The organism is Tateyamaria sp. Alg231-49 (genome assembly GCF_900143535.1).
Classification (GTDB): domain Bacteria; phylum Pseudomonadota; class Alphaproteobacteria; order Rhodobacterales; family Rhodobacteraceae; genus Tateyamaria.
In genome coordinates this window covers 1-9,445 of sequence record NZ_FRFA01000035.1, presented here as the reverse complement: position 1 = coordinate 9,445, position 9,445 = coordinate 1, and the positions used below count along the sequence as shown (strand labels likewise).

Below are 9,445 nucleotides of genomic sequence, written 5' to 3'. Positions count from 1 at the left end.
AGATACCCTCACGACGACACAGCTCAGCTATGCTGTCCTCGCCCCTCAGACCGTCCAGGACGATCCTGATCTTCTCTTCGGACGAGTAATGCTTGCGGGTCGCTCGTTTGATGTCTTTGACGATCTTCTCGCCTGAGCTTTTGCGTGTTCCATTGGTCTGTCTCATCTTCCACTCCTCGGTGGTTACGATGAGCCAAGAACACTCTCTTAGCAATTTGCCCTATTTGGACCCATAAGCGCTGACGTCAGACAGTTTGCGCATTGTTTTCTTTAAGAATTTCAACGCGGCTTTCTTGTCGCGTATCTTTGTAACGAAGCTTTCCAGGACTTCGCCCTCATGATCGACAGCCCGCCATAGATAATGCCGCTCGCCGTTGATCTTCACGAACATCTCGTCCAGATGCCAGCGCCAGCAACTGAATTTCATACTTTCGATCCGGCGCTTACGGATCTCGGAAGCAAACATCGGCCCGAACCGATGCCACCAATATCTGACGGCTTCATGGCTGACATCGATGCCCCGTTCATGGAGCAAATCTTCAACATTGCGAAGGGACAGAGGAAACCGGACATAAAGCATTACCGCCAGGCGGATAATCTCACGACTTGTTTTGAAATAGCGAAATGGGTCAGGTTCGGTCATGCCTGAACGCTACAAATCCGCCCTGCCCGCTTCAAGCTGGTTTCCTCTGACAAGGCCATTGGAGCAACCAAGGCGAGCGGCTGCTTCGTCCTGCAAAGGGGTCATTGATGCACTGCGCAGCGAACGACTGCTCCGAGCCCAAAGCAGTTGACGGTTATTTTTGTGAAACATGACAAGTCCAAGGTCATTTTATGTCATTGTTGTGACCGCTCTGTGACCAGATTGCGGCACGGAACATCGGCCCTCATGGACACTCAGTTTTATATATTATTTTCAATACCATACGCAACCTGGAGGCGCCTCAAACTGATGGTAAATAAATCATCCAACCATAGTATGAAATCATACGCACTTAAGTGAAATTTTGATGAGTTGTTCCAAAGTGACCCGACCAAGTATTCGTTACTCATCGAGACAGTGTTTGGTGTCTCGGTAACGTAGAGAGTAAGCCGCGTGTGTGTGTGGCCTGATGTGTAAATAGTAACGAGTAAGTATGGCGCGCCATGTGTTTTCAGTCTGACGGCAGCGGCTTTCATTGCGAAGGTTCAAGTGGTTTCGGGTCTCCCCTCCCGAAACGTAAACACTTGAACCTTCCAAAGCTTCGGACGCAGAGCGAACTGGATGACCGCGCAGGTTGCCCAACAAAGACATCCGCGTTTCAATCATTTTTGCAAAGTCTCCGCGTTTGCATCCCGGCTCTGCTGGGTCGACACCCACAGTAAGAACGCGTGGTTCCATTTGATCAGTGAGTGGCGAAACCGCCGGCTTCCAAAAACTGGGAGACCAACTGCTTTGAGCCCAAACTGGCGGTTGAATACTCGTACATGTAATGGAACCAAAACCGGCCTTTCGCCGCGCAAGCTTCAGATGTCTCAATTACGCGAAAGGCTGACTTTAGCTGTCCCAAGGCCTGCGTTTGAAAAGAATCGGTGCATGATTCTGAAAACAACTCAGCACCTTCGATGATGGTGTGGTTTCCAAACGGGCGCCAATCAAGGCAAAGATACGGCCAATTCTCGCTACAGTTGCGACAATCGAATGTTTTTTATGTGTTTTGACATATATTTACCACAAATTCGTCTGTTTCTCGCCTAGATTGAAAACAACTTTGAGTAGTGTTCAATCGCTGCCGAAACGACGGGATGTGAATAGGCCCAAGGCTCTTCAGCCGGTGCCTTAACTCCCAAATGGCTCGCTAACGATGAACAAAACAAGGGCATCGCCCAAAACTGCGAGCGTTCGGGGATGGACGGTTCGTAGGAATAACAAACAGACGACTAAGGGGATACAAAATGAACAACATCATCGCATTCCAGCGCAAAGCCAAACCACACGCACGCACAGCGGTCAAAATGATGACCGACAACGTCATTTCCTTCGTTGACTGGAGAGCCGGGCCTCGCCCAATCCGAACGCCAAATGGTATCTTTTTCACTTCAGAGAATTTGCGTTTTTCCGGGAACGCCGCTTAACACTAGCTGTCCACCAGCTCCCTACAATCCGATCAGTCTCTCGCTGATATCGATCTCTGTTCTCAGGAAAGGAACCCGCATGAACATCTCATACATTCAAATCGCCCGCACAAATCGCATCGTTGCTTTGGACGCTCTGCGCAGAAAAAAGAATAATTCTGAACATGGGAGCAACGACGTTCTATGCCTTCAAAGCATGCGTCAAAAACGCCAAGCGGTGCCCGTATTTAGGTCCACACGCATACACCGTTTTGATGAACAGCTTGCTGCTTAATTACTCCGATTGCACCACGGTCACATTCGGTCTTGTGAAGGAGAAAACGTCCAGCTTAGGGGGGCGCATAGGGTCCGAAGGAGGTTAACATTCCGAGGTTTTGCGCGACGAATGCCGGTACAGAGGCATGTCTGCTCTCCTTTGTGGAGTACGCCAAGTGGAAAGGCAAAGGAACGAGGTGTTAGACTGCCTAAATTTTGCCACACTTCAATCACAGGCTTTAAATCGTATCTTTCACTGGAGAAGCGTAGAGCATGTAAAATGAGTTCGGGGGGGTAGTGAATGAGAGGAGTATATTTTGACTGGTAATAATGAGTTACAAGAAGAGACTGTCACTAAGGTTTCGACTGTACCAATGCAATCAGGAACGATTAAGTGGTTCGATCCCAAAAAGGGCTTCGGATTTATTGTAGCCGATACAGGCGGGCCAGACATACTGCTTCACGTAAACGTGCTGCTGAACTTTGGACAAAGGTCTATCGCAGACAAGGCACGAGTCGATTTTTTTGCACAAGAAACGAGCAAGGGCGCCCAGGTCGTTCGCGTTGCGGCAATTCACCCACCTGAAAATTTCGACGCCGGTAGCTTGGCTACAATAGATGGCACTGCTGATTGGGATGCAGATGCTTTCGCTGATGTACCGCTTGAACCCGCGAGGGTTAAATGGTTTGATCACGAAAAAGGGTACGGTTTCGCCAATGTATTTGGCAAGCATGACGATGTGTTCGTGCACGTTGATGTGCTTCAACGGTCGGGCCTGTCGGATCTTCAACCGGGTGAAGCGCTGGCAATTGGCGTGGTTGACGGCGAACGTGGCCAATCGGCCGTCAAGGTCCACTCTTGGGACACTTGTTGGAATGCAAGAGAACAACCCAGTAGCGCTTCCGATCTTCCCTGTGTGAAAAATTCGGCAGATGGATTACAGGCGAAAGATGGTGACGCGCACGAGCTCCGGAGATGTGATGGGCTGGCTGCCAATTGGCTAAGAATAGCCTGAAATCTCGTTCAGCGACGAGGGCTTGATGAAAGAGTTGAATGTCCGTTTTTTTCTCTCGGGTACCTACCGTGGACATCGGACAAATACCGTTCTGCCAAAACAGAACAGTTTCGTGGCTGATGTCGTTGCCACGTTCGTGTGGAAAGTCTTCAACATTCCGAGGTGAAAGCGAAATCCGAATAGACATCATGACCGCCAGTCGGGTGATCACAGGATTAGCTTTGAAATGGTGGAGGGCGAAGCGTCTTGTCATCACAGTAAGTTACGAAACTATGCCCGCCTTAAGCCGGTGTTGCCCGATAGAAGCCCTAACTGCACCCCAAAAAATCAACAGTTCCGCCTTCTTTTATTCGAACTTGAGTGCGAAGCTCTGGACGAAAGATCCCAACTTCTAGGAAACGCCTTGTATCAGACTAAAATTACCGGCGATGTCACAGTCGCCATGCTACGAGCGTTCGTATGCATGGGGCGCACCTTAAATCTGTCCCAAACGTGTCTCGAACTCGATACGACTCGTCAAACCGTTCGACGCCACATAAGGGATTTGGAGCTGATCAAGGGCGAACCGCTTTTTGATTTAGTAGAAAGGCAATATCGGCTGACACCTTTTGGCCTGTCATCCCTTGAAGAAGCAAAATTTTTGCTTCTCAAATTGGAAACATGGGCAGGCCTGTCCAATTTGAAGCGGGATTCATCCAGTGGATTGGAGAAGCTTCGGTACACTGACAGTAAAGGAAGAGTATATCGCTCTGAACAGCACTCGATCTCTCAAATCGCCATGAACGGCTTGCCGATTATTAAAAAAACCTTCGTAGCATGGGGAAACGCTGAGGCTCAGTTTGAAAGTGAGGCCATGGAGAAAATTTGGCCTTATGCGGTGCTGTTTCGAAAAGGGCCATCGGGTTGGGTCTTTGTCCGTGTAGGCAGGGAGTCGGCATATGCTCGATGGTTTGGTTGGGCGTGGTCTAAGAGTGCGATTGGCAAGCTAATCAGTGATGACAATATTGGCGACGAATATAATGAGTTTAGTTTGGGTGCTTATGCTCGGATTTACGACGAAGGAGGTGTTCGTCTCGATCATATTTATGCTCACTTGGAAAAGGATGGCGGCGAACCCAAACCTGTAACCTTCCAGAGATTGCTTCTGGGAGGCATGTTCCCCGATGGGACACCTGGCTTGATTGTTCTCGCCGCACTGACAGAACAGATCGAAATTCAGTCATTAGACACAGCCGATCGTCCTCAGCTAGATAGGGACCTGATAATGGACAACCCGCCTGAACTTTCCGGATAAGTGCTTTAAAAGACACATGCAAATTCTAGATTGAGCGATAATTTGGAGTTTTATGCAATGATCTTGCTTAACTATCATTTTGTTGTGCTAGCTTTCTCTTTGGCACAGGCATAGCAAAATTCGGGGTTCAAAATGTCAGTAAGAAGCATTGTTGATATGGCGGATAACATTTCGGGCATCATTAGAGGCCTCGAGGTCCTCGGTATGCGGGTTGAAGTTGGGGACGATTTTTCCGTCTACCGTTCTTATCGGAGTTTTTGCACGGGTCGCAGTGAACTAAGTCCAGTTTTTGACACAACCCGTTCGTTCATTGATGAATCAAACGGCTTTTGGATTTGCGGCTTCGACAGAGATGACGAATTGGTTCACACGCAGGCAGCTCGGTTGCTGGACCTTTCAGGTATTTCCCTCGGCAAACATTTGGACATGCATCGCCATAAGTACATTGTGCCCGATACTACTCCAGATCCAGATCTGACGTTCTTTAGTGGCCCTGAAGCGCTCAAGTCCGTCACAGGCTCCGTTGGTTACCATGGAGATTTTTGGTTGCCGGCACGTGGGCTCGGTGGGCCTCGTAGCCAAGGAGCGACGGGTTTCCTGTCTCGCTTGCTTTTTGAAATTCTCCATCAAGCTTGGAGACCGGACTTTGTTTTTGCCTTCGTCCCAAAACAATTGGCGGCCAAAGGTGCTCAGCTTCGCTACGGTTACAGCCACTGCGAACCCGGAAAGTGGATTGGGCCGGATCAACAGGTCACCAATGAAGAATATTTGGTTTCTATGAGTGCGAGCGATATTCAAAATGTAGTTGGGAGCAAGGTGCAGCCTCTTCAACTCTCGGGTCAGGTTTCCTCGATTGGTGTGTCTCTGACATCAATAGAATCCAAGAACTGATCTTGAACTCAATTTGCTTGGTGTCCGGACCCACTGGTTTCGACGTGAAGGCGTAGAGCATTCAAAGTGTGTGGCCCACACAGGACTTTGTTAAACTACTAGAGGCGGTGGAGCGACCAGAACATCTTCGCGACGATCATGGTAGGTCCAGCCGCCGAGCACAGCGAGGCAAAGAAGGTCACTATTGATGCAGCCTATTTAAAAGCGCACAGCACAGCGAACAGTTTGGTGGCATGAACACCAAATTAATTGCGTGCCATCTGCAACAGTAATTGCAGCCCACCAACCTGTTCGTCACCGCTGGGCAGGTAAGCTCAGCCATCGCACTTTTTTCTTCTCTCGAAGGCTAATGCCCGTTTATCGACATTTTTTGACCAAATTGATTTGAATAAATTCATGTGTAGGAGCTGCCATGAATACAATTTGTCTGTTTGACCTTTCTCTTGCCTTATCCTGTCCACCTGCAGGTTCCGTGAACGTGTGCTTTGGAAAAGCCGTGGAAGGCCCAGGTGGGCGTTGGGTTCCGTGTGCAACCGAGATTTCAGAAGGGGTGTACTATTCCAGTCTCTTTCGGGTTGGCCGAGGCCAAAGGCAAGTCTGTGTCTCAAACCGCCCGTTGCGGAGCACTGATGAGGCACTTTTGCGGGCGATTGAACTTGCATCCCACGCAGCGGCTTAATAGCTCAGGCTTCGCTCCCACATCAATTATGTAGCGAAGGGCGCTTGGCATTAGAGCAGTTTGCATTTGATTTTAGCCCTGACGAGGTCCGAAATAGGACGCTAGGTGCGTACTGTGAAATTTGAAAGTTTCGGTAAATGGAGCCAGTAGCTTGTGTACTCATTGGCGTCTCAATTGGCAAAAAACATCAGTTTGGCTGAGGAACTTTCAGTGCGTTCCAAAACACGGCGCAAAGTATCAAGGACCCACCCAGGATACTGGTATTTGGCGGTGTTTCAGCCAAAAATACCCACGCTAGGAAAATAGCCGCTGGGACTTCAACTGTACCCAGCAGTCCAGCTTCAGTGGCGCTAATCAACTGTAGGCCTTCGATCAACAGAATTGACGCCGTAGCGACAGACAACCCAAACGCTGTAAGCAACATTGCATCCTGGAAAGTAACGGCAAATGGATCGCTAAAAATCAAGCCAATGAGACACACCTGAAAGCCACCAACCGCAATGGCAAACACAACGGGCGTGTCCTTGAAGACCCGAACTAGAACCATTGCAAGGCCTTGCATCAAAATCATCAATATGGCTAGCGAGTCACCCAGCAGGTTGATTGAACCCAAGCTGCCACTTACCATGACAAGAACTCCGATCGCACTTATCACGATTGCTAATAGAGTGACGCGGCGGACCTTTTGGCGCATAAAAATCCACTCAATTAATGCGGTCACAAAAGGAATTGCAGCAACGACGACGGCAACATTTGCCACATAGGTCAGTTTGAACGCGGCGACAAAAGCAAGACCCGAACCAGCTATCAAGCTTGCCAACACCCAACCGCGCCACCCAAGCCTAAATGGCGCTTCCGCTGAACTTCGCTTCGCCCGCAAGTATACGTATCCGACGATCAATATACCGCCGATGAGACCGCGCCAACTGCCGACGACCCAAACGTCACTTTCGATCGCCTTGGTCAACACGCCGGCCAAACTAAACGCCAGCGCGGACATTACGACAAGTAAAATTCCTAACCAGCGTATTTGTCTCTGGTGTTGAGCAGATAGTGTAACAGTCATACGTTGGAACACCTTGTACTTAAGCCGGCTGTGACCCGCCTTAAGAAACTCCTATAGAGTGTATTGTTTAGACTGGTTGTATTCGTTGATTTCAATTTGGACAAGCGCAATGACAGGTGCTGTCAGACGGGTTTGAACTGACCTCAATTTCCCACAAAATACCGGAGTTTGTGCCGAATAGGGTGCTGGCGAACTAATTCGAATCAGTCTCCACAAGGACTGTGGCACTGTTCACGCAGAAACCCCGCCACTCAGCAAGAGCAGCGACACCGTTGAGTTTAAATTTGTTTCGTGAGTAGACGCTGAGTTCCGGATAAAAGTGATTGTAGGCGGAGGCGTGACTGCATGCCAATTTCTGCAAATTTTGCATACACCTTAATCGATGCACAGCCCGTATTCTTTGTCACTACGGAAGGCGTGAATTTTCCGTTCGGTTGTTCAGCTATCGGCTGGTTTCCTATTATTGTGCCCAGCGGGTGCTGGCAGACTAATTCGAACTGGTCTCTACAAGGACAGTGACACTGTCCATTAACTCGCGCCAAGACCACGCCACTCAGCCAGAGCGGCGGCGCGGTTGAGCTTGAAATTTGGTCTCGTTGAAAGGCTGCGTTCCTGATTAAAGGGATTGTAGACGGAAGCGTGGACGGCGGCGAATTTCTGCAAACTTCGCATACGCCTGAAACGCAGCATCGCCCGCTCTCGTCGTCGGAACGGCAGATGCGAGTTCTCGGCCCTGTTGTTTAACCAGCGACCGGTTTCCTGTCTGCCTGCCGCGCCAATCTCCTTCAGCGCAGCGCCATATGAGCGCAGCAGATCCGTGACGATCACCTCAGGACTGCCGTGCTTACGCATTGCTTTCTTTAAGAATTTCAACGCGGCTTTCTTGTCGCGTGTCTTTGCAACGAAGCTTTCCAGGACTTCGCCCTCATGATCGACAGCCCGCCATAGATAATGCCGCTCGCCGTTGATTTTCACGAACACCTCATCCAAATGCCAGCGCCACTTGCTGGATTTCATGCCCGCAATCCGCCGTTTTCTGATCTCGGACGCGAACATCGGACCGAACCGATGCCACCAAAATCTCACAGTGGTGCTGTCAGACCAATTCGAACCAGTCTCAGCTTGGACAGTGATACTGTCCCTATTGCGCACAAAGTTGACGCCACTCTGTGAGAGCGGCGGCGCGGTTGAGCTTGAAATTTGGTCTCGTTGAAAGGCTGCGTTCCTGATTAAAGTGATTGTAGACTGAAGCGTGGACGGAGGCGAACTTCTGCAAACTTCGCATGCGCCTGAAGCGAAGCATCGCCCGTTCTCGTCATCGAAACGGCAGATGTGAATTCTCCCGCTCTATTGTTCAGCCAGCGACCAGTTTCCTGCCTGTTTGCGGCGCCGATCTCTTTCAGCGCAGCGCCATATGAGCGCAGCAGATCCGTGACGATCACCTCGGGCCGGCCATGCTTACGCATTGCTTTCTTTAAGAATTTCAACGCAGCCTTCTTATCACGTGCCTTCGTGACGAAGTTTTCCAGGACTTCGCTGTAGGGGTGCCTATAACGTTACATTCTATCTATTGATTTCATTGAGGAAATTAGACGTTCTTAGCCCAAAAGTCGACACAACATTTGCGCAAAAAATTACACGATTTGCCTATAACATTACATCCTCGATCAATTCTCGTTAGTTTGATTCGAGGTGGGCTTTTCGTAGTCACCTTACGCACATGGCCAATCAATCAAAGTTTGCATTCTTGGATGCAATGATCAATCCCGGTCAATCAAAGTAGGTTAGAGAGCCCTTGGGTGCATGGAATATGCGGCAGTCATTCTGTCGTGCGTATAACGAGTAGCCCAGAACGCGAGGCAGAAATGACAAAATCCCAAGATAGCCAAAACTATATTCCCTTCGAGAGCTTTGAGGTGGGTCAGAAGCAAAGTTTTGGCGCCTACAAGGTGACCGAAGAAGAAATCATAGAGTTTGCACAGAAATACGATCCACAGTTCTTTCATTTGGACCATGAAGCAGCCAAACAATCGCTGTTTGGCGGTCTGTGTGCGAGCGGTTGGCACACATGCGCAATGACGATGTCTATGCTAGTTGCCAACATGGATGCAAATGGTCGATCCCTAGGG

General features: G+C 49.5%; 6 protein-coding genes and 5 pseudogenes. 6 read left to right on the top strand and 5 right to left on the bottom strand.

What is annotated here, in order from left to right; all coding sequences use genetic code 11:
• Both DHN60_RS22025 and DHN60_RS22020 read right to left on the bottom strand, forming a co-directional pair.
• Window positions 1-166: pseudogene (locus DHN60_RS22025) on the bottom strand (IS3 family transposase); the annotation flags it as partial.
• A gap of 87 nt (window positions 167-253) precedes the next feature.
• Window positions 254-643, bottom strand: a pseudogene (locus tag DHN60_RS22020) (IS6 family transposase); the annotation flags it as partial.
• Between the two features lie 1,292 nt (window positions 644-1,935).
• Between DHN60_RS22020 and DHN60_RS22015 the strand changes: the two are divergent.
• From DHN60_RS22015 to DHN60_RS22785, 5 genes and pseudogenes are all read left to right on the top strand, one after another.
• Window positions 1,936-2,115 (top strand): hypothetical protein, encoded by a 180-nt coding sequence (locus DHN60_RS22015; protein ID WP_108839443.1) that lies wholly within the window; start codon window positions 1,936-1,938, stop codon window positions 2,113-2,115.
• A 572-nt stretch (window positions 2,116-2,687) separates the two neighbouring features.
• A complete protein-coding gene (locus DHN60_RS22010; protein ID WP_306416027.1) occupies window positions 2,688-3,386 on the top strand; it encodes a cold-shock protein in 699 nt (232 codons plus the stop codon).
• A 403-nt stretch (window positions 3,387-3,789) separates the two neighbouring features.
• Window positions 3,790-4,680 (top strand): LysR family transcriptional regulator, encoded by an 891-nt coding sequence (locus tag DHN60_RS22005; RefSeq protein WP_159089346.1) that lies wholly within the window; start codon window positions 3,790-3,792, stop codon window positions 4,678-4,680.
• Between the two features lie 132 nt (window positions 4,681-4,812).
• A complete protein-coding gene (locus DHN60_RS22000) occupies window positions 4,813-5,571 on the top strand; it encodes a hypothetical protein (RefSeq protein ID WP_108839440.1) in 759 nt (252 codons plus the stop codon).
• A gap of 72 nt (window positions 5,572-5,643) precedes the next feature.
• A pseudogene (locus DHN60_RS22785) lies at window positions 5,644-5,840 on the top strand (IS5/IS1182 family transposase); the annotation flags it as partial.
• A gap of 597 nt (window positions 5,841-6,437) precedes the next feature.
• Here the strand turns inward: DHN60_RS22785 and DHN60_RS21990 are convergent.
• The 3 genes and pseudogenes from DHN60_RS21990 to DHN60_RS21980 all read right to left on the bottom strand — a co-directional run.
• Window positions 6,438-7,316 (bottom strand): DMT family transporter, encoded by an 879-nt coding sequence (locus DHN60_RS21990; protein WP_108839438.1) that lies wholly within the window; start codon window positions 7,314-7,316, stop codon window positions 6,438-6,440.
• A 528-nt stretch (window positions 7,317-7,844) separates the two neighbouring features.
• A pseudogene (locus DHN60_RS21985) lies at window positions 7,845-8,405 on the bottom strand (IS6 family transposase); the annotation flags it as partial.
• A gap of 52 nt (window positions 8,406-8,457) precedes the next feature.
• A pseudogene (locus tag DHN60_RS21980) lies at window positions 8,458-8,851 on the bottom strand (DDE-type integrase/transposase/recombinase); the annotation flags it as partial.
• A 330-nt stretch (window positions 8,852-9,181) separates the two neighbouring features.
• On the opposite strand from DHN60_RS21980, the gene DHN60_RS21975 reads away from it, so the two are divergent.
• On the top strand, window positions 9,182-9,445 hold a 264-nt coding region (locus DHN60_RS21975; RefSeq protein ID WP_255415603.1), incomplete at its 3' end, for a MaoC/PaaZ C-terminal domain-containing protein.

Excerpts from the sequence above, each read along its gene's own strand:
- DHN60_RS22015 (WP_108839443.1), top strand. The coding sequence starts at position 1,936 with ATGAACAACATCATCGCATTCCAGCGCAAAGCCAAACCACACGCACGC.
- DHN60_RS22000 (WP_108839440.1), top strand. The coding sequence starts at position 4,813 with ATGTCAGTAAGAAGCATTGTTGATATGGCGGATAACATTTCGGGCATC.
- DHN60_RS21990 (WP_108839438.1), bottom strand. The coding sequence starts at position 7,316 with ATGACTGTTACACTATCTGCTCAACACCAGAGACAAATACGCTGGTTA.